Raw genomic sequence first — 22,867 nt, 5'->3', positions numbered from 1 at the left:
CGACGGCAGGACGTCCGTCGGTCCGCCGGAGCGGGGACGTCGCGCCGGCTAGGCGTTCGCCTCCTCCAGGACCGAGTCGGGAACGTCGAAGTTAGCGTAGACGTTCTGCACGTCGTCACAGTCCTCGAGGGCGTCGATGAGCTTGAAGACCCGGCGCGCGGCGTCGGCGTCCAGCGGCACGTTCACCGAGGGCAGGAAGTTGAGTTCGGCGGACTCGTAGTCGATGCCGGCGGTCTGCAGCGCCGTGCGCACCTCGACGAGGTCGCCGGGCTCGCACACCACCTCGAAGGTGTCCCCGAGGTCGTTGACCTCCTCGACGCCCGCCTCCAGCACCGCGGCCAGCACGTCGTCCTCGGACAGCCCGTTCTTGGGCAGCAGCACCACGCCCTTGCGGTTGAACAGGTAGGCCACCGAGCCGGCGTCGGCCATCGAGCCGCCGTTGCGGGTCATCGCGGTGCGCACCTCGCCGGCCGCGCGGTTGCGGTTGTCGGTGAGGCACTCGATGAGCACGGCCACGCCGCCTGGCCCGTAGCCCTCGTACATGATGGTTTGCCAGTCGGCCGCGCCGGCCTCCTCGCCGCTGCCGCGCTTGCGGGCACGCTCGATGTTGTCCATCGGCACCGAGTTCTTCCGGGCCTTCTGGATCGCGTCGTAGAGCGTGGGGTTGGCGTCCGGGTCGCCCCCGCCGGTCCGCGCGGCCACCTCGATGTTCTTGATCAACTTAGCGAACAGCTTGCCACGCTTCGCGTCGACGGCGGCCTTCTTGTGCTTCGTCGTGGCCCACTTGGAGTGGCCGCTCATCTCTCCTCCGTCAACTGTCGAGCCGGCGCCCGTTCCGCCCCCTCATGGTGGGCATCGCGGTCAGGACGCGCGAACCGTCTGCACGAAAAGGCGGTGCACCCGGCCGTCACCGGTCAGCTCCGGATGGAACGCGGTGGCGAGCACGGGACCCTGCCGAACTGCGACGATCCTACCGACGGCCGCGCCGGCCGACGGCGAGTCGGGCACCCTGGCGAGCACCTCGACCTCGTCGGCGGCGCTCTCCACCCAGGGCGCGCGGATGAAGACGGCGTGCACCGGGCGGTCGTCCAGGTGCGCGAAATCGAGGTCGGTCTCGAACGAGTCGACCTGCCGGCCGAAGGCGTTCCGCCGGACCACCATGTCCAGCGCGCCGAGTTGCCGCTGGTCGGGACGGCCGTCCAGGACCTCCCTGGCCAGCAGGATCATCCCGGCGCACGAGCCGAACGCCGGCATGCCCTCGGCGAGTCGCTTGCGCAGCGGCTCGAGCAGTTCGAAGGACTCCAGCAGCCGGCTCATCGTGGTGGACTCGCCGCCGGGCAGCACCAGGCCGTCCACCCTCGCCAGCTCCTCCGGTCGCCGCACCGGCACGGCGGTCACGTCGCAGCCGGCGAGCGCGGCGAGATGCTCGCGAACGTCGCCCTGCAGGGCGAGCACGCCGATCACGGGCTGTGCGGGCACGGTGGGCTACCTCCGAAAAAGCTGGTACCGATCAGCGTAGGCAACCGCGCGCACCGGGTGGGACGCCGGGGCTGGCCACCCGGTGCGCGCACCCCGGCCTACTCGGTCGCGGGGTCCGCGGCGGCCGGCACGGCCCGGGCGGCACGCCGCGCGGACACGGCCCGCCAGCCCAGGGCGATCACCGCGACGATCGCCGGCAGCGAGTAGAACGCGATCCGGTCCGCGCCGCCCGCGAACGCCATGAGCACCACGACCAGGACGAGGAAGCCCAGCGTCGCCCACGCGGTGTAGGGCGCGCCCGGCATCCGGTAGGAGGGCCGGACCACCTCCCCCCGCAGCGCGGCACCACGCAGCCGCATCTGGCAGACCACCAGGGTGGCCCAGGTGGCCACCACGCCGAGCGAGGCGATCGAGGTGGCGATGTCGAAGGCGTCGTGGGGCACCACGCCGTTGAGCACCACGCCGAGCACGTACACGCCCGAGGTGAACAGGATGCCGCCGTAGGGCACGTGCCGGCCGCTCATCCGCCCGGCGAACGCCGGCGCCTCGCCGCGGTCGGCGAGCGCCCGCAGCACCCGCCCGGTCGAGTACAGCCCCGAGTTGCAGGAGGACAGCGCGGCGGTGAGCACGATCGCGTTCATCACGTCGCCCACCGCGGGGATGCCCAGCCGGGAGAACACCGTGACGAAGGGACTCTCCGTGTCGCTGTACGCGGTCCACGGCAGCAGCATGGCCAGCAGCAGCACCGAGCCGACGTAGAAGATCGCGATGCGCCACACCACCCCGTTGATCGCCCTGGGCAGCACCTTGCGGGCGTCCCGGGTCTCCCCCGCCGCGATGCCGACCAGTTCGATCGCCGAGTAGGCGAACACCACGGCCTGCAGCGCCATCAGGGTCACGCCCACGCCGTGCGGGAAGAATCCCGCGTGCCCGGTCAGGTTGGCCACGCCGGCCGCGCTGCCGCCGACGTGCGCGCCGGCGAGCACCATGGCCACGCCGACGAACAGGAACACCACGATGGCCAGCACCTTGACCACCGAGAACCAGAACTCCAGCTCCCCGAACAGCCGCACGGACAGCAGGTTCACCGCCAGCAGCACGCCGAGCGCGGCCAGGGCGGTCAGCCACTGCGGCACGGTGGGCAGCCAGCGGTGCACGTAGATGCCGACCGCGGTGATCTCCGCGACGCCGGTCATCGCCCAGTTCACCCAGTACATCCAGCCCGAGGCGAAGCCGGCCCACGGCCCGATGAACTCCCGGGCGTAGGACACGAAGCTGCCCGCGGTCGGCCGGTGCAGCACCAGTTCGCCGAGCGCCCGCATGACGAAGAACGCGGCCAGCCCGCACAGCGCGTAGGAGAGCACCAGCGACGGCCCTGCGGTGGCCAGCTTGCCACCGGCGCCGAGGAACAGGCCGACGCCGATCGCGCCGCCGATGGCGATCATCTGCACCTGCCGGTTGCCGAGCGCCTTGGTGTAGCCCTCGGCGTCGACCGCTGGCGGTGTGGTCCGCTCGGTCGAGAGCGATGCGTCCACGAAATCAGGTCCTTCCGTCCTCATCGGACGCGCCGGGCCTCCCGCGATCCCCGCGCGTTAGCCGGGGTGATCAACCTCTCCCCGTGCCGGGGGACCCTAGTCATCGGGCGTCATCGGGGAATCAGAACTTAGGCAAGGCTTGATGTAACGAGAGTCACAGGGGCGTGACGCCTCGGATCACCGCGGACCAAAACCCGATGTATGCAGACTTCATGCATGGCGAAGACGATCCAGATCCGGAACGTCGACGACCCGGACGTACACGGTGCTGTGCACCCGCGCCGCCCGTCACGCGCGCGCCGCACCGTCCGCTGCTGCGCCGTGTCTGGGAGCTGCGGCACAGCATCCGCCCGTACGATGCGGCCTTCGTCGCGCTGGCCGAGCGGCTGGACGTGCCGCTGGTGACCTGTGACGCCAGGCTGGCGAAGAGCAACGGGCACACGGCCGAGGTCGAGCTGTACCCGATCTCGTGACGGCGTCCCGGTGCCCGCAGCCGGACACCGGGACGGGAACCCGTGAACTACCAGCCGCGGACGGCCAGGCGCTCGGACTCGGGCAGGTCGGCGACGTTGATGCCGACCATGGCCTCGCCGAGGCCGCGGGACACCTTGGCCACCACGTCGGGGTCGTCGTAGAAGGTGGTGGCCTTCACGATCGCCTCGGCGCGCTTGGCCGGGTCACCGGACTTGAAGATGCCCGAGCCGACGAAGACGCCCTCGGCGCCGAGCTGCATCATCATCGCCGCGTCGGCCGGGGTGGCGATGCCGCCCGCGGTGAACAGCACCACCGGCAGCCTGCCGGTCTCGGCGATCTCGCGGACCAGCTCGTACGGGGCGCGCAGTTCCTTGGCCGCCGCGTAAAGCTCGTCCGGGCCGAGCACGGTCAGCCGGCGGATCTCGGCGCGGATCTGGCGCATGTGCCGGGTGGCCTCGACCACGTTGCCGGTGCCGGCCTCGCCCTTGGAGCGGATCATCGCGGCGCCCTCGGAGATCCGCCGGAGCGCCTCGCCGAGGTTGGTGGCGCCACACACGAACGGCACGGTGAAGGCGAACTTGTCGATGTGGTGCGCCTCGTCGGCCGGGGTGAGCACCTCGGACTCGTCCACGTAGTCGACGCCGATCGCCTGCAGCACCTGGGCCTCGACGAAGTGGCCGATGCGCGCCTTGGCCATCACCGGGATGGACACCGCGTTCATGATCCCCTCGATCATGTCCGGGTCGCTCATCCTGGCCACGCCGCCCTGGGCGCGGATGTCGGCCGGCACGCGTTCCAGCGCCATCACCGCGACCGCACCGGCGTCCTCGGCGATCTTGGCCTGCTCGGGCGTGACCACATCCATGATCACGCCGCCCTTGAGCATCTCCGCCATGCCGCGCTTCACCCGCGCGGTGCCGGTCGCCGGTGGCGCGAGGGTGCCGTCAGCAGCGGTGGGAGTGGTCTCGGACGAGGTCACGGTTGGCCCTTCGACTGATCGGGGAATCGGAGTGGACGGCCGCCTGCGAGCCGTACGCCTGTCATGGTACGTGCCACGTGGACCGCCGATGCAGGCCAATTCCGGCCGTTTTCAGCAGTCCACTCGGTGTTCCGCGCCACGTCACGGACGGTGAGCACATGGTGCCGGGCACCGACCACCGTGCGACCGGACGTTAGCCCGGCCGGCTGGGCTCGCCCGCCGTGGGGTTGTCCGACCTGCCCAAATGGGTGTGAGATCGAGCACAGAGGTCTACCTAACCGGGTCTACCGGACATCGCCGTCCGGGTTGGAGGTGGAGACCAATGGGCACCAAGCACGCGGACAACGGCAGCGCGGCAGGCGCGGTCGCTGTAGAAAGCCCGGCGCAGGTGCGGAACGTGGTCCTGGTGGGACCGTCCGGCGCCGGGAAAACCACCCTCACCGAGGCCCTGCTCGCCGCGTCCGGCGTGGTGAGCAGGGCCGGTTCCGTTACGGAGGGAACCACGGTCTGCGACCACGATCCCGCCGCGGTCCGCCAGCAGCGATCCGTGGGGCTGGCCGTGGCGCCGCTGATGCACGACGGCATCAAGGTCAATCTCATCGACACGCCCGGGTACGCCGACTTCGTCGGTGAGCTGCGCGCCGGGCTGCGCGCGGCGGACGCGGCGCTGTTCGTGGTCAGCGCGGCCGAAGGGGTCGACGCCACCACGGTCGCGCTGTGGGAGGAGTGCGCCGCGGTCGGCATGCCGCGGGCCGTGGTGGTGTCCCGGCTGGACCACCACCGCGCCGACCCGGACGCCGAGATCACCGCCTGCCAGAAGGCGTTCGGCGCCGGCGTGCTGCCGCTGTACCTGCCCGGGACCGGCGCCCGGCCCGGCGTGGTCGGGCTGATCACCCAGCGCTTCTTCGACTACTCGAACGGCTACCCGCCCACGGTCACCGAACCCGACCCGGCCGACGCCGAGCGGATCACCGCGGCCCGCAACGAGCTCATCGAGGGGATCATCTCCGAGAGCGAGGACGAGACCCTCATGGACCGCTACCTGGGCGGCGAGGAGATCGACCAGCAGACGCTGATCAACGATCTGGAAACCGCGGTGGCGCGCGGCTCGTTCCACCCGGTGTTCCCGGTGTGCGCGGCCACCGGCGTCGGCGTCGCCGAGCTGCTGGAGGCGCTGACCCGCGCGTTCCCCTCCCCGCTTGAGCACGCCGCGCCGGAGGTGACCACGCTCGATGGGATACCCCGGCCCCGGCTGTCCGCCGACCCGGACGGTCCGCTGGTCGCCGAGGTGGTGCGCACCGCGGTAGACCCGTACGTGGGCCGCGTCTCGCTGGTCCGGGTGTTCTCCGGCACGCTGCGCCCGGAAGGCCCGGTGCACATCTCCGGGCACGGCCTGGCCGACCGGGGGCACGCCGACCACGACGCCGACGAGCGGGTCGCGCACATCTACTCGCCGCTCGGCGCCACCCTGCGCGAGGTGCCCTACTGCACCGCCGGCGACCTGTGCGCGCTGACCAAGCTGGGCTCCGCCGAAACCGGCGACACCGTGTCCGCGCCGGACGACCCGCTGCTGATGCCGCCGTGGGAGATGCCGGAGCCGCTGCTGCCGGTCGCGGTGGTGCCGCGCAGCCGCAGCGACGAGGACACCCTGGCCCGCAACCTGGGCCGGCTGGTGGCCGGCGACCCGACCCTGCGGCTGGAGCGCAACGCGGAGACCCGCCAACTGGTGCTGTGGTGCATGGGCGAGGCGCACGCGGACGTGGTGCTGTCGCGGCTGCGCGCGGGCGGCGCCGAGGTGGACGTCGAACCGGTCAAGGTGGCGCTGCGGGAGACCTTCGCCGCCCCGGCCAAGGGGCACGGCCGGCACGTCAAGCAGTCCGGCGGGCACGGCCAGTACGCGGTGTGCGACATCGACGTGGAGCCGCTGCCGCGCGGCTCCGGGTTCGAGTTCGTGGATCGCATCGTCGGCGGGGCGATCCCCAACCAGTTCATTCCCAGCGTGGAGAAGGGCGTGCGGGCGCAGATGGAGCGCGGCCTGACGGCCGGCCACCCGGTGGTGGACCTCCGGGTGACGCTGGTGGACGGCAAGGCGCACAGCGTCGACTCGTCGGACGCGGCGTTCCAGACCGCCGGTGCCCTCGCGCTCAAGGACGCCGCGGCGAAGACCCAGGTGAAGCTGCTGGAGCCGGTGGACGAGGTGGCGATCCGGCTCTCCGACGAGCACCTGGGCACGGTGCTCGGCGACCTGTCCAGCCGGCGCGGCCGGGTGCTGGGCACGGAGCCGGACGAAACGGGGCGCACCGTGGTGCGCGCCGAGGTGCCGGCCACCGAACTCCTCCGCTACGCGGTGGACCTGCGCGCGATGACCTCGGGAACGGCCACGTTCACCCGCCGGTTCGCCCGCTACGACCCGCTGCCCGACCACCTGGCCGCCAAGATGGACCACTGACAGCCAGCCGGTCTCGGCCGTTCCACAGTCCACAACGGACCGCGCCCGGTGGGCTCAGCCGGCGTCCCGGGTGCGGTCCGGCCACGGGCTGGCCACCTCGGCGGGCGCCTCCGGCTCGGCGATCTCGAAGTACTCGGGCCGCGGGGCGGTGCCGGCCAGCCGCAGCCAGCGCACCGTGCGGCGGCGGCGCAGCGCCAGCGTGTCCCGGACCGCGTCGTTGTGCACCCGGCGGGCCAGCACCACGCGCTGCTCCGCGTCGGCCAGTTCGGCGGCCAGCGGGCCGGGCAGCCGGTCCCGGTCGAGATCGGCGAGCAGCCGGCTGAGCTGGTTCTCGGCCGCCTCCCGCTCCGCCCGCGGCGCCCGCTCGGCGGTGTCCGCGGCCACCCGCAGCGCGGCCGCGGCGCGCGGGTCGAGAGCGGAGGTCGCCGCGACCGCCCTGGCCACCACGGCCCGCCGGGCCAGCGCGGCGTCCACCGCGGCCCACGCCGCGTCGGTGCGGATGTGCAGCCGGTCCAGCCGGTTCGCGATGCCCAGCAGCCAGGGGATCACCACGAACATCAACGCCACCAGCGCGATCAGCGCGCCCAGTCCGGTGCCACTCACCACTCAACCCCCGGCATGGGCACCTCGCCCGCCTCGCGGACCCGCCGCGGGTCCGCCGCGATCGCCGTCTCGTACACCCGGATCACCTGGGTGGCGACCACCGACCAGTCCAGCGCGGCCACCCGCGCCCGGCCGGCCGCGACCAGTTCGGCGCGCCACCCCGGGTCGGTGATCATCCCGCGAAGCCGCTCGGCCAGCGCGCCCGGGTCGCCCCGCGGGAACAACACCCCGGCCCGACCGCCGTCCAGCACCCGGCGGAACGCGTCGAGGTCGCTGGCCACGACCGCGGCGCCGGCGGCCATCGCCTCGGCGAGGATCACACCGAAGCTCTCCCCCGCCACGTTCGGCGCGCAGTACACGTCCACGCTGCGCAGCATCCGGGCCTTGGTCGCGTCGTCCACCTGGCCGAGCATGACCAGCCGCCCGGCCAGCTCCGTCCCGGCGGCCCGGCGCAGCTCGCCCGCGTCGCCGCGGCCGACCACCAGCAGGCGCAGCTCCGGCAGGTCGGGCAGCAGCAGGCGCAGCGCCTCCAGCAGCGTGCGCATGCCCTTGCGCGGCTCGGTGAACCGGCCGACGAACCCGACGGTGCCCCCGGTGCGCGGGTAGCCGGGCAGCGGTTCGGCGTCGGCGAACAGCGACACGTCGACACCGTTGGGAATCTCCACCGCGTCCCCGCCGAGGTGTTCCACCTGAACCCGGCGGGCCAGTGCGGACACCGCGATCCGCGCGGTGATCTTCTCCAGGAACGGTTGCAGCACCGCCTGGAACGCCAGCAGCGCACGGGACCGGGCCGTCGAGGTGTGGAAGGTCGCCACGATCGGGCCGTCGGCGATCATCAACGCCAGCATGGACAGGCTGGGCGCGACCGGCTCGTGCAGGTGCAGCACGTCGAACTCGTGCTCCCGGATCCACCGGCGGACCCGGGCGTAGGAGACCGGTCCGAACGCCAGCCGGGCCACCGACCCGTTGTACGGGATGCCCATCGCCCGGCCGGCCGAGGTGACGAACTCGGGTACCGGCGTGTCGTCCTCGGCGGGGGCAAGCACGTGCACCTCGTGCCCGAGCCGGCGCAGCGCCCTGGCCAGGTCGACGACGTGCGCCTGCACTCCGCCGGGAACGTCGAAGGAGTACGGGCACACGACACCGATCTTCACCCGGCATCACCGCCCGCGCGTAGCCCCTGCCGGCCGGATCCCGCCCTCACGGTTCGCCCCGTCCGGTGGGCCGCTGCGCGGCCGAGGCGCGGGCCAGCGCGGCCCGCCGGCGCGGCGGCAGGTCCGCCACCCACAGCTTCTGCAGCATGTGCCAGTCCGCGGGGCGGGAGGCGATGTCCGCGGCGAACACGTCGGCGAGCGCCTGGGTCGCCGCGCTCACCCCGTCCGGCCCGGCCACCCGGATCGGCGGGTGCACCCGGAACCCCCAGCCGGTCGCGGTGAACCAGGAACCCACCGGCAGCAGCGCGGCCCCGGTGCGCGCGGCCAGGTATGCCGGCCCGGCCGGCATGCGGGTCTCCTCGCCGAAGAACGTCACCGGCACGCCGGCGGCGGTCAGTTCGCGGTCGCCGAGCAGGCACACCACCCGGTTCTGCCGCAGCCGCTCGGCGAGCACCACGGACGGCGGCCGCCGTCCCCCATTGATGGGCAGCACCTCGAACCCGAGCGCCTCGCGGAACGCCACGAAGCGGCGGAACAGCGACTCCGGCTGCAGGCGGGCGGCCACCGTGGTGAACGTGCCGGCGTGGTGGACCAGCCACACCCCGGCCACGTCCCAGTTGCCGGAATGCGGCAGGGCCAGCACGGCCCCGTTGCCCTCGGCGAGCGCGGCGTCCAGGTTCTCCACCCCGGTGATCGTCTCGTCCACTGCGCGGTGCACCGCCGCCAGGTCCATCACGGGCAGCCGGAACATCTCGCACCAGTACCGGGCGTACGAACGCATGCCGTCCCGGACCAGGTCGTCCAACTCCGCCTCGTCGGCCTGCGGCACCACCCGGGCCAGGTTCCTGCGGAGCTGGGTGACCCCCTCGCCACCCTGCTCGGTGGCCAGGTCCGCGCCCCAGCGGAACACGGCGTCCGCCAGCCGCTGCGGCGCGGCGCCGGTCAGCCGCCAGCCGGCCGCGTAGCCCAGGTCGGCCACCCTGCCCCGGAATCGGATCATTCCCCAGTCTCCCTCGCGGCGTGGTAGACGGCGACCAACCGCTGCACCACGGTGATCACCGTGAGCACGGCCAACGCCCACAGGGCGACCTCCACCGCGTGCGGCACGCCCAGCCCCTGCAGGCCGGTGCCGACCAGGGCGAGGAGGGTCCGCTCGGCCCGCTCCATCAGCCCCCCGTTCGCCCCCAGCCCACCGGCCTCTGCGCGCGCCTTGACGTAGGAGATCACCTGCGCGGCGACCAGGCTGACCAGCGCCGCCACGCCCAGCCACCGGTTACCCGCCGGCACGAAGCACCACCAGGTGATCGCGCCGAACAGCGCGCCGTCGGCGATCCGGTCACAGGTCGAGTCGAGCACGGCGCCGAACGGGGTGCCGCGTCCCCGCGCCCGCGCCATCGCCCCGTCCAGCAGGTCGAACAGCACGAACAGGGTGACCACCAGGGTCCCCACGAACAACTGCCCGCGCGGGAAGAACCACAGCGCCCCCACCACGGTGCCGGTGGTCCCCACCACGGTCACCGCGTTCGGCGAGAGGCCACGGCGGACCAGCCACGCCCCGATCGGATCGGTGACGCGGGAAACCGACGCGCGGGCGAAGATGTTGAGCATCGTGCTGTGGGGACACCTACCGGCAGGAGCGATCTGGCCCAGGCAGCCTAACCGTCCAGTTCAGGCGGCCGCGCAGGGACACCTCGGGATCGCCGGCCGGGTACTGCCCGGCGCGGCCGCGCCACCGGCGGCCCGCTCCCCGCGGGAGGTTGGCCGGCCGACGTCGCGCCTCGGCCGGCGCCGCGGTTGTCACCGCAGGTCAGCGGGCCGGCCGGGGCCTGGAGATCAGCCAAGCCCGCGGTACTCGGCGGCCACCCGGTCCAGCAGCCGCCGCAGTTCGTCGCCGTGCACCGCGATCCGCTCCAGCTTCTCGAACAGAGCCAGGTACTCGCCGACATCCACCGGATCGGTGATCACCGCGTTCGCGGTGAGCGCGGTGAGCGTGACCAGCCGGTCGTCGTAGGCGTGGAAGCCGTGCAGCGCCGCCACCCCGGTCTCCGCCGTCCACGGGATCACCCCGAGCCGGACGTTGCCGTGCCCGGCCACCACGCCCAGGTGGTCGACCTGCTCGGCCATCAGCTCCGCACCGCCGACCCGCCACCGCAGCGCACCCTCGGCCAGGACGAACCGGAACCGCTTCGCCGGATCGTCCAGCACGCGCTGGGCGGCCAGCCGGTCCCGCGCCGCCGCGTCGCGGTCCTGCTGCGGCAGCGACGCCAGCACCGCACGCATGTAGCGCTCGGTCTGCAGCAGCGCCGGCACGTCGCCGACCAGGAACTGGCGGTGCACCGTGGCCCGCGCCTGGAGCTGGGCGATCTCCCACTGCCTGCGGTGCGCGTTGCGCTGCAGCACCACCCGCCGGCTCTCCGCCCGGGTGTGCAGCGTCCTGGCCAGGCCCACCAGCTCCTCCGCCACCGCCTGCTCCGCGCCGAGCACGGCCACCAGCCGCTCGACGTCGGCCACGGAAGGCAGCAGCATGCCGTTCTCGATCTTGGAGATCTTCGACTGGCTCATCCCCGCGGCGCGCGCCGCCGCGGTGCCGGTCAGCCCGGCGGCCACGCGTAACCGGCGCAGCTCGCGGGACAGGCGCTCCCGCGCGAGGCGGGAACGCTCGGGTGCGGTCATGTCCGGCACAGTAGCCGGGAACGGGCACACGGAGATCACCTGTCCGCCGACCGTCGTAGCCGCGCGGCCGCGGGCGGCCCGGGATCCGCCCGACTCAGTGCGAGCGCGACCAGGCGCCGGCGAGCAGTTCCCGGGTCTCGGTGAGCAGTTCCGGCAACACCTTCGTCTGGCCGATCACCGGCATGAAGTTCGAGTCCCCGCCCCACCGGGGCACCACGTGCTGGTGCAGGTGGGCGGCGATGCCGGCGCCGGCGACCGCACCCTGGTTCATCCCGATGTTGAACCCGTGCGGCGCCGACACCGATCGCACCGTCCGCATCGCGCGCTGGGTGAACTCGGCCAACTCCACCGTCTCGTCCGGGGTGAGGTCGGTGTAGTCGGCCACGTGCCGGTACGGCAGCACCATCAGGTGCCCCGGGTTGTACGGGTACAGGTTGAGCACCGCGTACACCAGCTCACCGCGGGCGATGACCAGACCGTCGGCGTCCGGCAGGTCGACCACCCGGCAGAACGGGCAGCCGGTCACCGCGTTCTCGTCGTCCGGGCGGTTCTCGCCGCGGATGTAGGCCATCCGGTGCGGGGTCCACAGCCGCTGCAGCGCGTCGTGCTCCCCCACACCGTCCTGGGCCACGAACTCCGGCCGGCCGGTCACTCTGCCGCCTCCGCGGTCGACGGGCCAGGGTGTCACAGCACCGCCCGGAAGCTCTCCGCGGTGGGCGAGGTGTTGTCCCGGCGGGCGATCCACTCCGTGATCGCCGCGACCGCCCGGTCCACCGGAACGCCGTTGACCTGGGTGCCGTCCCGGAACCGGAACGACACCGCCCCCGCCTCGACGTCCTTGCCACCGGCCAGCAGCAGGAACGGCACCTTCTGCGTGGTGTGGGTACGGATCTTCTTCTGCATGCGGTCGTCCGAGGTGTCCACCTCGACCCGCACGCCCCGGGCGCGCAGTTCCTTCGCCACCTGGAGCAGGTGCTCCACGTGCTCGTCGGCGATCGGGATGCCGACCGCCTGCACCGGCGCCAGCCAGGCCGGGAACGCGCCGGCGTAGTGCTCGGTGAGCACGCCGAAGAACCGCTCGATGGAGCCGAACAGCGCCCGGTGGATCTTGACCGGCCGCTGCCGGGACCCGTCCGCGGCGGTGTACTCCAACCCGAACCGATCCGGCATGTTGTAGTCCACCTGGATAGTGGACATCTGCCAGGTGCGGCCGAGCGCGTCCTTGGCCTGCACCGAGATCTTCGGCCCGTAGAAGGCGGCGCCGCCCGGGTCGTCCACCAGTTCCAGGCCGCTGGCCCGGGCCGCGTCGCGCAGCGCCTCGGTGGCGATGTCCCAGTTCTCCAGGGAGCCCACGGACTTGTTCTCGTCCCGGGTGGACAGCTCCAGGTAGAAGTCGTCCAGGCCGTAGTCGCGGAGCAGGTCGAGCACGAAGGTCAGCAGCGACTTCAGCTCGTCCTGCAACTGTTCGGGGGTGCAGTAGATGTGCGCGTCGTCCTGGGTGAAGCCGCGAGCGCGGGTCAGGCCGTGCACCACGCCGGACTTCTCGTACCGGTACACGCTGCCGAACTCGAACAGCCGCAGCGGCAGTTCCCGGTAGGACCGGCCCCGGGAGCGGTAGATCAGGTTGTGGAACGGGCAGTTCATCGGCTTGAGGTAGTAGTCCTGCCCGGGCTTGCGGACCTTGCCCTCGCCGTCGTACTCGGCGTCGAGGTGCATCGCCGGGAACATGCCCTCCTCGTACCACTGCAGGTGCCCGGAGGTCTGGAACAGCGCGCTCTTGGTGATGTGCGGGGTGTAGACGAACTCGTAGCCGGCCTCCTCGTGCCGGCGCCGCGAGTAGTCCTCCATCTCCTTGCGCACCACGCCGCCCCTGGGGTGGAACACCGCCAGCCCCGAGCCGATCTCGTCGGGGAAGGAGAACAGGTCCAGCTCCGCGCCCAGCCTGCGGTGGTCCCGCCGCTCCGCCTCGGCGAGCATCTCCAGGTGGTGGTCCAGCGCCTCCTGCGACTCCCACGCGGTGCCGTAGATCCGCTGCAGCTGCGGGTTGTGCTCGTTGCCCCGCCAGTACGCGGCGGCCACCCGCATCAGCTTGAACGCCGGAATGTGCTTGGTGGTGGGCACGTGCGGGCCGCGGCACAGGTCGGACCAGACCCGCTCACCGCTGCGCGGGTCCAGGTTGTCGTAGATGGTCAGGTCGCCGCCGCCGACCTCCATCACCTCGGAGGTGTCCACATCGGACTTCAGGTCGACCAGTTCCAGCTTGTACGGCTCGGCGGCCAGTTCCTGCCTGGCCGCGTCGACGGACTCGACCACCCGCCGGGAGAACCGCTGCGCCCCCTTGACGATCTGCTTCATGCGCTTCTCCAGCGCCCGCAGGTCCTCCGGGGTGAACGGGCGGTCGACGTCGAAGTCGTAGTAGAAGCCGTCCCGCACCGGCGGGCCGATGCCCAGCTTGGCCTCGGGGAAGAGTTGCTGCACGGCCTGGGCCAGCACGTGCGCGCAGGAGTGCCGGATCACGCTGCGGCCCTCCTCGGTGCCCGCGGCCACCGGCTCGACCTCCACGTCGATCTCCGGCGCCCAGGACAGGTCCCGCAGCCGCCCCTCCGGGTCGCGGACCACCACGACGGCGTCGGCCCCCTTGCCGGGCAGCCCGGCCTCGCGCACCGCGGTGCCCGCGGTCGTGCCGGCCGGCACCGCCACGCGGACAGCGGGTACCACGGCGGCCGGGTGCTGCTCGGACACGATGACTCCTCCTGACGGACCCCCGCGGTCCCGCCGCGAGGCCACGGAAACCTGATGACCAGACATCGATGTTATCGGCCGGCCGCCGGGCACCACCTGCGGGTTTCGCCACCGGATCGGCCGCGGCCGGGTGACCGTCGGCCGCCTCGGCGCCGTCCTGCGCCAGGCGCTCCTGGGCGCGGGCCACTCCCGCCCAACCTACCCCGCTGCCCCCGGTACCCGGGGCGGCGCGCTCGCTCAACCGATCGGGACCGAGGGTTCCGGGAGTCGACAGGTCGCTCTCAGCGTTTCTTCAACAATTCGGGTGCATGCTGATGCTGTCGCGGCGGTCACTCCGCCGCCAGCGCACGACCAGGAGCAGGCGATGTCCGAACCCCGTGACGACCGGTCCGGCGAGCGGCCGGCGTCCGAGCACCCGGCCCCCGAGCAGCCCACCTCCCCGCCGACCGCCGATCAGCCAACCGCCGGCCACGAAACCGCCGGCCAGGCGGCGTCCGACCAGACCGCGTCCGGGCAGAGCGCGTCCGCACACGCCGCGGAGGCTCCGGACCGCGATGCCACCCGGCCGGTGGGGGCCACCCCGGCTGTCCCTCCGCCGCCCACGGCGGGCGGCCGATCGTCCCGTGCCCGGCAGACCGCGGGCCGGATCGTCCGGCACCGGGCCACCCAACTGGTGGCCGCCGGGGTGCTGGGCCTGCTGATCGGCGGCGGGATCGTCGCGTTCAGCACGCACGGCGACGGCGGTCACGGCCGCGGCGGGCCGGCCGCCCACGGCCGCTACCACCACGGCCGGCAGCTGCCGCCGCAGTGGGACGGGCGCGGCTTCGCCCACCGCGGCCGGCACGGATCGCGACCGGGCGCACCGTCGCCGTCCTCCACGCCGACCCCCTCCGCGCCGGCCACCCCGTCCTGAGGTCCGGATCCCCGGCTGCCGCCGGTGCTCCCGTCCCACGTCTCAGGACGCCGGCAGCGGCCGGTCGCCGAGCAGCCGGGGCACCGGCTCGTCGGGCCGGACCGCACCCGCCGCGTGCGCTGGACCACTCCGGACACCCGCCAGCGCCGTGCCGTGGACCGGCGACATCCTGATCAGACCGCGAGCGGCGGGCGGATACTCCGGCGTGGCCCGGCAGGACTTGGTCGGGCCGCGGGTTCAGTGCTTGTTCCTGAACGCGCGCCGCGATCGCGTCGCCGGGGCGCGATCGGGACCCGGCACTCCGGTCGCGCCTGACCAGGCGCCCCGCCCCCGCGATCGCGGGGCTTCGCCCTGGCACGTTCCCATACTCGTTATCGCAGGGTCCGTCCGGTTCCCGGAACAGGCTGTCAGACGTGCACGGCCGCCTCGACCTGGCGGGCGGCGGTCACCACGACGCTTCCGTAGCGCTCGCCGGGGCGGCGGCCGAGCCGGTGCAGCGGGCCGGACAGGCAGACCGCGGCGACCACCTCGCCGTGCAGCCGCACCGGGGCGCTGACCGAGCCCACGCCGGGGGCACGTTCCGCGATGCTCTCGATCCAGCCGCGCCGGCCGAGGTCGGTCTCGCCGAGCAGCACGGTGGCGGCCGAGCCCAGCGGGAGCGGCAGCAGGGTGCCCACGGGTACGGCGGCGCGTAGCTCCGCGGTGGAGTCGACGGCGGCCACGCACAGCCGGTGCTCGCCGCGGCGCACCCAGAGCTGGGCCGACTCGCCGGTGCGGTCCCGAAGCTCGGCCAGCACCGGCAGGGCCACCTCGGTGAGCACCGAGGTGGCGAACCGCGGGCCGAGCCGGAACCGGCCGTCCGGGTCGCGGCGCAGCAGCCCGTGCGCCACCAGCGCGTTGGCCAGCCGGTGGGCGGTGGACACCGAAAGCCCGGTCTCCCGGGCCAGTTCGCTGGCTCCGGCGGGCGCCCGCTCGACCACGTCGAGGATCGCGACCCCCTTGTCGAGCACACCGACGCCGGTTACCGTCCCGCCCACATAACAAACGCTACTTGCCACTATGTGGGAAGGCAAGGTCGGCGCACCTCGAGCATGCGGGCGAGGAGGAGTGGTCGATGGGGACGCGGTCCGCGCCGCGGAGCGAGCCGAGCACGCCGGGGCCGACCGTCGCCGCCCGGATGAACCGGCTGCCGATCACCCGGACGCACCGGATGGCCACCGTGGCCGTCGGCCTGGGACTGTTCTTCGACTTCTACGAGATCTTCCTCACCAGCGTGCTCAGCGCGGTGCTGGTCGGCGAGTTCCACCTGAACAAGGCACAGCTACCGGCGGTGCTGGCCAGCACGTTCGTCGGCATGTTCCTCGGCGCGGTGCTGCTCGGCCGGCTGGCCGATCGGTTCGGCCGGCGCGGCGCGTTCCTCGCCGGGCTGGGCACCTACTCGCTGTTCTCGCTGCTCGGCGCGTTCAGCGGCGGGCCGTGGATGCTGCTGGGCAGCCGGTTCCTGGCCGGGGTCGGGCTGGGCGCGGAGCCGGCGCTGGCGGACGCCTACCTCAGCGACCTGCTGCCGGCGCGCCGGCGCGGCCGGTACATCGCCTGGGCGTACACGCTGTCCTTCCTCGGCGTGCCCACGGTCGGGTTCCTCGGGCACGCCCTGGTATCGCTGGCCCCGCTCGGGTTCGCCGGCTGGCGCTGGATGTTCGTGCTCGGCTCGCTGGGCGCGCTGGTGGTGGCCCTGCTGCGCGGCGGCCTGCCCGAGTCACCACGGTGGCTGGAGTCGGTGGGCCGGAACGCGGATGCCGACGCGATCGCCAGCCGGTTCGAGGCGGAGGCGACCGCCGCCGGGCACACCCTGGCCGAGCCGGCCGCGGACCCGGTTCCGCCGTCCCGGGTCGGCCGGCTGCGTGACCTGCTCCGGCCGCCGCACCGCCGACGGGCCGGCATGATGACCGGATTCCACCTGCTGCAGACCTTCGGCTACTACGGGTTCGGCACGCTGGTCCCACTGGTGCTGGCGGCGAAGGGCTACCCGGTGGTGCAGTCGCTGCTGTTCACCGCGGTCACCTTCCTCGGCTACCCGATCGGGTCCGCGCTGTCGCTGCCGCTGGTGGAGCGGTTCGAGCGGAAGTACCTGGTGATCGGGTCGTGCCTGGCGATGGCCGCGCTCGGCGTCGGCTTCGGCTATGCGGGGTCGACGGCGACGGTCCTGGTGCTCGGCTTCGCCTACACCGCGGTGTCGAACGTGTTCTCCAACGCGTTCCACATCTATCAGGCGGAGATCTTCCCCACCTCGTTGCGCTCCACCGCCGCCGGCTCCACCTACGCGCTGTCCCGGCTGTCCACCGCGGCGATGCCGTTCGTGCTCGTGCCGCTGCTCGACCACGCCGGGGCGTCAGCGCTGTTCGCCGTGGTGGCCGCGGCCATGGTGGCGATCGCGGTGGACATCGGCGCGTTCGGCCCGCACACCACCGGCCGCGCGCTGGAAGAGGTCAACGCGGAGACCGGGGACACCCCGGCCGTGGCGGCGGGTTCACCGGTCGGCGAGTAGTTCCTCGATGTCGGCGGCGTGGCCCGGCTCGCCGTAGTGGGGGCCCTGCGCGACGTCGACGCCGAGGTCGCGGAGCCGAGTGGCATGTTCCTCGGTGGCCACGCCGTCCGCGACGACCACCCGGTCCGCCTTGTGCGCCAGGGCGACCAGTTCGGCCAGCCCGCGTTCCTCGGCCGTCTCGGCGGGGACGCGGCTCACCTTCCACCCGTGCACGGGAAGCAGCTCCAGGGCCGGCCGGTCGACGTGGCCCGGCCGGAGCCCGGTGAGCACCACCCGCACCCCGATCGCGCCCAGCACCTCCAGGGTCTCCGGGAGGTCACCGTCCTCGGCGAGCACCGCGGCCGCCGGCACCTCCAGCCGGAGCCGCTCGGCGTCCAGGCCACTGTCCGCGAGCACCGACCGGATCCCGCCGATGAGTTCCGGGTCCCGCCAGTGGCGCAGGCCCAGCCGGACGTTCACGGCGAGCGCCGGGCCGGGCAGGGTGCGGCGCCACTCAGTGGCCTGGGCACACGCCTCGCCGAGCAGCCGCCAGCCCAGCGGCACCGCCGAGCCGGTCTGCTCGGCCAGGTCCAGAAACCGCTCGGCGCCCAGCTCGCCGAGCACGGGGTGGTCCCACCGGGCCAGGGCGTCGACGCCGACCACCACCCCGTCGGCGAGCCGCACCTGCGGCTGGTAGGCCACGAAGAACTCGCCGTTGCGCAGCGCGGTGGGAATGGTGGCGGCCAGTTCCAGGCGGTCCCGGTCCCGGCGGCTGCGCTCGGCATCGAACAGCGTCCACTGGGCCCGGCCGTCCGTCTTGGCCCAGTGCAGCGTCAGCGCCGCGTCGCGGAGCAACTCGGCCGGGTCCGCGCCGGCCGCCCGGCGCTCCACCACCCCGGCGCTGGCGGACACCGACACCTCGTGCCCGCCGGTCCTGATCGGCTCCGCGACCGCGCGCAGCGCCCGTTCCACCAGGTCGACCACCTCGGCGGTGTCCGAGGTCCGCTCCAGCAGGATGCCGAACTCGTCGCCGCCGGTGCGGGCGACCAGCCCGCGGCTCTCCGGCACGAGCGAACGCAGCCGCAGCGCGGTCTCCCGCAGCACGCCGTCGCCGACGTCGTGGCCGAGCCCGTTGTTGAGCACCTTGAAGCCGTCGATGCCCAGGTGGCACAGGGCGATCCTGGTGGTCGGCCCGGCGCGGCCGGCGGCGCTCTCCACCCGGGAGACGAACTGGGCGCGGTTGGGCAGCCCGGTGAGCCGGTCGTGCACGGCCTGGTGGCGCAGCCACTCCTGCAGCAGGTGCAGCTCGGAGACGTCCTCGACCATCACCACGTGGTAGTCGGGCTCGCCCCGCTCGTCCCGGACCAGCGAGACCACCATGTGCGCCCACACCTGGTCGCCGTTGCTGCGCAGCAGGCGTTTCTCGGTGGTGAAGTGCCTCCGCTGGCCGCGCACCAGCTCGCCGTAGAGGTCGGCCAGCCCGCTGATGTCGTCCGGGTGCACCAGTTCCCCGGCGAAGGTGCGGGACAGCTCGTCGCGCTCGTAACCGAGGATGTCCAGCAACGACTCGTTCGCGTCGAGGATGTACCAGTCGGTGCTGACGATGCCGATACCGACCGCCGAGGTGGTGAACACGGTGCGGAAGCGTTCCTCGCTGGCGCGCAGCCGCTGCTCCATCGCGTCCCGTGCCTTGAGCACCGCCCGCTTGATCGTCTCCTGCTCGTCCAGGGTCCGCTGGCGCAGTGCGTGCGCGTAGGCGTCGGCGAGCACCCCGCACACGGCGCCGGCGCGGGCGACGAGGTCCGGCCCGCCAGGCAGGCAGAGCAGCTCCGGCAGTTCCCCGGTGACCAGGGCGAGTGTCGACCGCAGCACGCCCTCGCCGGTGAAGTGCATGGCGACCAGGTCGTCCCCCACCTCCACGACCGGCTCGGCGTCGAAGGGGTCGCTCTCCAGTGCCGCCGCGATCAGCTCGGTCAGCGGTAGCAGGAACTCCTCGACCTGCCCGAGCGACATCGGCACGTGGCTGGTCTCGACCAGTTCGGCGGCCCACCGCCTGGCGAAGGCGACGGCACCCGCAGCCCGGGAGCGGGCCGATCCGGTTCTGTGGCTGGTGTCCTGCGCGGCTGTGTCGTCGGGCATGCTCTCGTGGTGTCGTGCGGCCGGCCGCCGCGCCGTCCCCGTGCCGGCGGGAGGAGGACCCGCCACGCGGCGGCACCTGGATACCGCCGAGCGGGCCGTGGATCTCCGCGGCGCCGAACACGACGCCGCCACGGGCTTCGTCGCGCTGAGTGTACTGATCTTGACACATCGCACCCCATGAACCGGCAGCCGGACCACCCGACTGGACCAACCTGAGGCCGGCAATCTGCGCCAACCGGCCGCGCGAGTAGCAATGCGGCATTCCGGTACGCCACGGTGACGGAAGGGTGTGCCGCCACGATCATCCGGTGGAGTGGTCACCATGGGGCCGGCCGGGCCATCCCGGTGCCGCGGTGCTTACTACTGTGTGTCCACCTGGCCCGGGACGCTGTGGAGTGGTGGGACATTGTCTTTGCTTGCCGAGGTACGCGGGAGCCGCCCGTCGCCGGCGGTGGTCCGAGCCGTCGGGAGCGGGCTGCGGCGCTACCGGCTGCCGCTGCTCGCCGTCGCCGCGCTGGGCGAACTCGCGGCGGTCTACCGGTTGCTGACCTCCGGCCGGCACGGCTTCATCGACCTGGACGTGTACCGCCTCGGCGTGCAGGCGTGGCTGCACGGCGCCGACCCGTACGGGCAACTGCCGCCGACCCAGCTGGGCACCCGGCTGCCGTTCATCTACCCCCCGTTCGCCGCGGTCCTACTCAGCCCGCTCGCCCTGGTGCCGTGGACGGTGTCCGCGATCGCCACCTTCACGCTGACCACCGTAGGCTTGGCGGTCACGCTCTACCTGGCCTGCCGACGCATCTGGCCGGGCGGTGGGCAGTGGGGCGCGGTGGTGCTGGCCGCGCTGGCGCTCCCCGTGGCGACCTGGCTGGAGCCGGTACGCGAAACGTACTGGTTCGGCCAGGTGAACATCCTGCTGATGGTCCTGGTCGCGCTGGACTGCCTGGTCGAGCGACCGCGCTGGCCGCGGGGCGTGCTGGTCGGCGTCGCCGCGGCGATCAAGCTCACCCCGGCCGCCTTCCTCCTGTTCTTCCTGGTGCGCCGGGACGTCAGAGCCGCCGTGTGGACGGTCATCGGCGGCGCGGCGGCCAGCCTGGTCGGCTTCCTGGCCGCGCCGTCCGCGTCGGTGCGGTACTGGTTCGGCGGGTTGGCCGGCGCGTCCGGGGTGAGCGGGTCGCCGTTCGCCACCAACCAGACGCTGCGCGGCGCGCTGGCCAGGCTCGACCTGCCCAGGGCGGAGCAGAGCGCGCTGTGGCTGGTACTGGCCGCCCTGGTGGTGCTGGCCGCGTGGATGGCGATGCGGCACGCGGTGCAGGACGGCGAGGTCGTGCTCGCGCTCGGCCTGAACGCGACGGCCGCCCTGCTGGTGTCGCCGACGTCGTGGTCACACCACTGGGTGTGGGTGGCTCCCGCGCTGCTCGCGGTGCTGGCCCACGCGGTGCGGTGGCGAAGCGTGGGCTGGGGTGCCGCGGCGCTGGCCATCGCCGTGGTGTTCTCCGTCGGCGCGCACAACTTTCTGCCCGAGGGCGACGGCAGGGAACTGCACTGGACGCCGGGCCAGCAACTGTTCGGCGACTCCTACGTGCTGCTCTCGGTGGCGCTGCTGGTCTCCGCGGCCGCCGCAGCGGTGCGGGCGGGCCGGGCGGCGGCCGACCCGGCCTGACCGCCGCCCGGCCGCCTGCTTGTTCCGCGCTTGTCCCGTGTTGCTGCCGCGAGCGCTCGCCGAGCTTCGCCCGGGCGTGTTCCGGGCTCGCAGACCGTCCAGGCGGCCCGGAACGCACTGTCAGTCGGAGTCGCCGTGCCGGCCGCTGGCGCAGCGGCCGGGGTCCTGGCGCAGGCAGACCTTGCCGCCCGCTACCCGCAGCCCGGCGGCGTCGAACGCGGTCACCCAGTTCGCCGCGATCGCCCGCTGCGCGGTGGCCAGCGGGATGAGGTTCGAGCACACCGCCTCGTTGAGCTTGTTCTCCACGGCGTCCTTGGGGTTGGGGATCGAACCGGGCTCCACCCACAGGTTGCGCGGATCGTCGGGCGCGCCACCCAGCTCCAGCGACACCAGATGGTCGTACTCGCCGTGCTCGCTCTGCGACAGCCCGTAGGAGCGGGCGGACTGGGCCTTCATCCGGCTGGTCACCGAGGTGGCCGGGCGGACGGTGGAGGTCCAGCCGGACCTGCAGATCGTGTCGTCGATGTTGGCCTGGCTCACCGCCGGGTTCACCGCGCCCGGGGTGCACCTCGGATCGGGTAGCGGTTGGCCGTCCCGGTTGCCCAGCCGACAGCTGTCCGGCGCGGGCATCGGCGTGTGGCTGTTGCCCACCGGGAGGCCGGATGCACCGGTGTTCTGGTCGGGTGGCTGGCTGCCGCCCAGCGTGCCGGTCCGGCATCCCGCGACGGCGCACAGCACCATCAGCAGGCAGGCGGCTCCGCTGGTCGCGGTGCGGGTCCTCATCGGCTTCCTCCCACGGGTTCGGCGACTGCTTGTCCCGCCGCCACGTGCCGGCGACGGCCCCACGACATCCTCACCCGTTCGGGTGACATCTGAGGCATGCGGGGCCGGTGCGACCGATGAGTCCACGGTCTGGTGCGGCCCATTCCTCAGCGGCACGGATCAATGACGCACCAGAACAGCGGAGTACGTTCCGCCGGGCGCCGCACGAAGAATCGTCCGGTGTGCGCGTCGAGGAACTCCCGAATTGACCGAAGCCGATGTGCGGAATGACCGAGTTGAGCAGCGAAAACGGATCGCGGCCGGCGAAGAATGGCCGATCTTTCGGCTGCCGCGACGTACCCGGCGCGGCAGAGTCGGATACCGGGACGGCTCACCAGCCTCAGATGTCACAACGGTGACTCCGCCGGCCGCCGCCACGTCGATCGATGACCGCTCAAACGCGGATGTGACGAAAGTCACACCAGACGCTGCGGGTGAAGGTTCATACAACGATGGCCCCGGAAGCGTTCCTCCGGGGCCATGCGGTGAGTGGGCGATACTGGGATCGAACCAGTGACCTCTTCGGTGTGAACGAAGCGCTCTCCCGCTGAGCTAATCGCCCGCACTCGGCTCTCGCGGGGCCGTCCCCCGCGGTGCTGTGCATACCTTACAGGATCACCTCCACAACCCCGACAACAGGGGCCACCCTGCCGGACGCTGAACCGCTCGCACCGCGTCCACCAGCGGAAACGCCTCGCACCTCGGCGCACCACCCGGT

At 72.9% G+C, this 22,867-nt stretch carries 19 protein-coding genes and 1 tRNA gene; 5 read left to right on the top strand and 15 right to left on the bottom strand.

What is annotated here, in order from left to right:
• Positions 1-48: 48 nt before the first annotated feature.
• The 3 genes from FFT21_RS02140 to FFT21_RS02130 form a co-directional block, all read right to left on the bottom strand.
• Positions 49-801: a YebC/PmpR family DNA-binding transcriptional regulator gene (locus tag FFT21_RS02140; RefSeq protein ID WP_137812023.1), complete on the bottom strand. Its 753-nt coding sequence runs from the start codon at positions 799-801 to the stop codon at positions 49-51.
• A gap of 60 nt (positions 802-861) precedes the next feature.
• The gene (gene pdxT / locus FFT21_RS02135) at positions 862-1,479 is read right to left on the bottom strand and encodes a pyridoxal 5'-phosphate synthase glutaminase subunit PdxT (protein ID WP_137812022.1); all 618 of its coding nucleotides are present in this window, start codon (positions 1,477-1,479) and stop codon (positions 862-864) included.
• Positions 1,480-1,577: 98 nt separating this feature from the next.
• Positions 1,578-3,014 (bottom strand): amino acid permease, encoded by a 1,437-nt coding sequence (locus FFT21_RS02130; protein WP_371856696.1) that lies wholly within the window; start codon positions 3,012-3,014, stop codon positions 1,578-1,580.
• 164 nt (positions 3,015-3,178) lie between these two features.
• On the opposite strand from FFT21_RS02130, the gene FFT21_RS02125 reads away from it, so the two are divergent.
• Complete coding sequence (locus FFT21_RS02125) at positions 3,179-3,487, top strand: type II toxin-antitoxin system VapC family toxin (protein WP_137812020.1); 309 nt, start codon at positions 3,179-3,181, stop codon at positions 3,485-3,487.
• A 47-nt stretch (positions 3,488-3,534) separates the two neighbouring features.
• Here the strand turns inward: FFT21_RS02125 and pdxS are convergent, their stop codons facing one another.
• Positions 3,535-4,467, bottom strand: coding sequence for a pyridoxal 5'-phosphate synthase lyase subunit PdxS (pdxS, locus tag FFT21_RS02120; protein WP_137812019.1), 933 nt, complete (start codon positions 4,465-4,467; stop codon positions 3,535-3,537).
• A gap of 322 nt (positions 4,468-4,789) precedes the next feature.
• Here pdxS and FFT21_RS02115 point away from each other — a divergent pair, with 322 nt between their 5' ends.
• Positions 4,790-6,916 carry an elongation factor G-like protein EF-G2 gene (locus FFT21_RS02115; protein WP_137812018.1) on the top strand — a complete coding sequence of 709 codons (2,127 nt, stop codon included), beginning with the start codon at positions 4,790-4,792 and terminating at the stop codon, positions 6,914-6,916.
• A gap of 54 nt (positions 6,917-6,970) precedes the next feature.
• Here the strand turns inward: FFT21_RS02115 and FFT21_RS02110 are convergent, their stop codons facing one another.
• The 7 genes from FFT21_RS02110 to thrS all read right to left on the bottom strand — a co-directional run bounded on the left by FFT21_RS02110 (position 6,971) and on the right by thrS (position 14,088).
• On the bottom strand, positions 6,971-7,474 hold the full coding sequence (locus FFT21_RS02110) for a LemA family protein (RefSeq protein WP_192909372.1): 504 nt from the start codon (positions 7,472-7,474) through the stop codon (positions 6,971-6,973).
• A 41-nt stretch (positions 7,475-7,515) separates the two neighbouring features.
• The gene (locus tag FFT21_RS02105; RefSeq protein ID WP_137812017.1) at positions 7,516-8,673 is read right to left on the bottom strand and encodes a glycosyltransferase family 4 protein; all 1,158 of its coding nucleotides are present in this window, start codon (positions 8,671-8,673) and stop codon (positions 7,516-7,518) included.
• A 46-nt stretch (positions 8,674-8,719) separates the two neighbouring features.
• Positions 8,720-9,673, bottom strand: a complete 954-nt coding sequence (locus FFT21_RS02100; protein ID WP_137812016.1) for a phosphatidylinositol mannoside acyltransferase — start codon at positions 9,671-9,673, stop codon at positions 8,720-8,722.
• Positions 9,670-10,281 carry a phosphatidylinositol phosphate synthase gene (gene pgsA / locus FFT21_RS02095; RefSeq protein ID WP_137812015.1) on the bottom strand — a complete coding sequence of 204 codons (612 nt, stop codon included), beginning with the start codon at positions 10,279-10,281 and terminating at the stop codon, positions 9,670-9,672. Before pgsA ends, FFT21_RS02100 begins: the two co-directional genes overlap by 4 nt.
• A 225-nt stretch (positions 10,282-10,506) precedes the next feature.
• Complete coding sequence (locus FFT21_RS02090) at positions 10,507-11,346, bottom strand: helix-turn-helix domain-containing protein (RefSeq protein WP_137812014.1); 840 nt, start codon at positions 11,344-11,346, stop codon at positions 10,507-10,509.
• 94 nt (positions 11,347-11,440) lie between these two features.
• Positions 11,441-11,998, bottom strand: a complete 558-nt coding sequence (locus FFT21_RS02085) for an HIT family protein (protein ID WP_137812013.1) — start codon at positions 11,996-11,998, stop codon at positions 11,441-11,443.
• Positions 11,999-12,030: 32 nt separating this feature from the next.
• A complete protein-coding gene (thrS, locus tag FFT21_RS02080; protein WP_137812012.1) occupies positions 12,031-14,088 on the bottom strand; it encodes a threonine--tRNA ligase in 2,058 nt (685 codons plus the stop codon).
• Between the two features lie 364 nt (positions 14,089-14,452).
• On the opposite strand from thrS, the gene FFT21_RS02075 reads away from it, so the two are divergent.
• Positions 14,453-15,001 carry a hypothetical protein gene (locus tag FFT21_RS02075; RefSeq protein ID WP_137812011.1) on the top strand — a complete coding sequence of 183 codons (549 nt, stop codon included), beginning with the start codon at positions 14,453-14,455 and terminating at the stop codon, positions 14,999-15,001.
• Positions 15,002-15,408: 407 nt separating this feature from the next.
• On the opposite strand, the gene FFT21_RS02070 is transcribed toward FFT21_RS02075, so the two are convergent.
• Positions 15,409-16,038, bottom strand: a complete 630-nt coding sequence (locus tag FFT21_RS02070; protein ID WP_137812010.1) for an IclR family transcriptional regulator — start codon at positions 16,036-16,038, stop codon at positions 15,409-15,411.
• 77 nt (positions 16,039-16,115) lie between these two features.
• Here FFT21_RS02070 and FFT21_RS02065 point away from each other — a divergent pair, with 77 nt between their 5' ends.
• Positions 16,116-17,546 carry an MFS transporter gene (locus FFT21_RS02065; protein WP_137812009.1) on the top strand — a complete coding sequence of 477 codons (1,431 nt, stop codon included), beginning with the start codon at positions 16,116-16,118 and terminating at the stop codon, positions 17,544-17,546.
• Here FFT21_RS02065 and FFT21_RS02060 read toward each other — a convergent pair.
• Positions 17,529-19,664 carry a putative bifunctional diguanylate cyclase/phosphodiesterase gene (locus tag FFT21_RS02060; RefSeq protein ID WP_137812008.1) on the bottom strand — a complete coding sequence of 712 codons (2,136 nt, stop codon included), beginning with the start codon at positions 19,662-19,664 and terminating at the stop codon, positions 17,529-17,531. The two genes, FFT21_RS02065 and FFT21_RS02060, sit on opposite strands and share 18 nt — an antisense overlap.
• 451 nt (positions 19,665-20,115) lie before the next feature.
• On the opposite strand from FFT21_RS02060, the gene FFT21_RS02055 reads away from it, so the two are divergent.
• Positions 20,116-21,327: a glycosyltransferase 87 family protein gene (locus FFT21_RS02055; protein ID WP_192909352.1), complete on the top strand. Its 1,212-nt coding sequence runs from the start codon at positions 20,116-20,118 to the stop codon at positions 21,325-21,327.
• A 120-nt stretch (positions 21,328-21,447) separates the two neighbouring features.
• Here the strand turns inward: FFT21_RS02055 and FFT21_RS02050 are convergent, their stop codons facing one another.
• Both FFT21_RS02050 and FFT21_RS02045 read right to left on the bottom strand, forming a co-directional pair.
• A complete protein-coding gene (locus FFT21_RS02050) occupies positions 21,448-22,110 on the bottom strand; it encodes a hypothetical protein (protein ID WP_225978036.1) in 663 nt (220 codons plus the stop codon).
• Positions 22,111-22,639: 529 nt separating this feature from the next.
• A tRNA-Val gene (locus FFT21_RS02045) sits at positions 22,640-22,711 on the bottom strand.
• Between the last annotated feature and the right edge of the window lie 156 nt (positions 22,712-22,867).

Origin of the sequence: Gandjariella thermophila (assembly GCF_005405885.1) — a bacterium.
GTDB lineage: Bacteria > Actinomycetota > Actinomycetes > Mycobacteriales > Pseudonocardiaceae > Gandjariella > Gandjariella thermophila.
Note: the sequence above shows the minus strand (reverse complement) of the source record. Positions and strands in the feature narration are given on the sequence as shown.

What these genes read in the sequence shown, in the direction of transcription:
- FFT21_RS02140 (WP_137812023.1), bottom strand. Translation starts at nt 801, where the DNA reads ATGAGCGGCCACTCCAAGTGGGCCACGACGAAGCACAAGAAGGCCGCC.
- FFT21_RS02115 (WP_137812018.1), top strand. Translation starts at nt 4,790, where the DNA reads ATGGGCACCAAGCACGCGGACAACGGCAGCGCGGCAGGCGCGGTCGCT.
- FFT21_RS02110 (WP_192909372.1), bottom strand. Translation starts at nt 7,474, where the DNA reads ATGTTCGTGGTGATCCCCTGGCTGCTGGGCATCGCGAACCGGCTGGAC.
- FFT21_RS02100 (WP_137812016.1), bottom strand. Translation starts at nt 9,673, where the DNA reads ATGATCCGATTCCGGGGCAGGGTGGCCGACCTGGGCTACGCGGCCGGC.
- pgsA (WP_137812015.1), bottom strand. Translation starts at nt 10,281, where the DNA reads ATGCTCAACATCTTCGCCCGCGCGTCGGTTTCCCGCGTCACCGATCCG.
- FFT21_RS02090 (WP_137812014.1), bottom strand. Translation starts at nt 11,346, where the DNA reads ATGACCGCACCCGAGCGTTCCCGCCTCGCGCGGGAGCGCCTGTCCCGC.
- FFT21_RS02075 (WP_137812011.1), top strand. Translation starts at nt 14,453, where the DNA reads ATGTCCGAACCCCGTGACGACCGGTCCGGCGAGCGGCCGGCGTCCGAG.
- FFT21_RS02065 (WP_137812009.1), top strand. Translation starts at nt 16,116, where the DNA reads ATGGGGACGCGGTCCGCGCCGCGGAGCGAGCCGAGCACGCCGGGGCCG.
- FFT21_RS02060 (WP_137812008.1), bottom strand. Translation starts at nt 19,664, where the DNA reads ATGCCCGACGACACAGCCGCGCAGGACACCAGCCACAGAACCGGATCG.
- FFT21_RS02050 (WP_225978036.1), bottom strand. Translation starts at nt 22,110, where the DNA reads ATGAGGACCCGCACCGCGACCAGCGGAGCCGCCTGCCTGCTGATGGTG.